Origin of the sequence: Mesorhizobium sp. WSM4989, from assembly GCF_029625795.1 — a bacterium.
GTDB lineage: Bacteria > Pseudomonadota > Alphaproteobacteria > Rhizobiales > Rhizobiaceae > Mesorhizobium.
The window spans coordinates 1-258 of the sequence record NZ_JARTVN010000048.1 but is presented as its reverse complement, the minus strand read 5'-3'; the positions used below and the strand labels follow the sequence as shown (position 1 = coordinate 258).

1 pseudogene is annotated in these 258 nt (G+C 55.4%); it reads right to left on the bottom strand.

Going from position 1 to position 258, the window contains the following annotated elements:
* Nucleotides 1–19 precede the first annotated feature (19 nt).
* A pseudogene (locus tag P9217_RS30260) lies at nucleotides 20–258 on the bottom strand (MBL fold metallo-hydrolase); the annotation flags it as partial.

Below are 258 nucleotides of genomic sequence, written 5' to 3'. Positions count from 1 at the left end.
GGAGCTCTGAACACGGTTCTCAGGTCGTAAAAACGAAGCGAGTCCCCGTATACGAGCTCACCAGTTTAGTCGGCATCTCGATCTTGGCGATTTCATAAAAGGGCTCGCCGGTGCAATGCAACGGAATCAAGTAGTCGGGATCAATCTCCCGTAGCGCAGCGACAGTTTCCCGCACATAGTCCTCTTTGTATGGCGCGAGATGGAAGCCGCCGATCACCGCATGAACCTTACGCACACCTGACACGGCCTGAGCCTGCC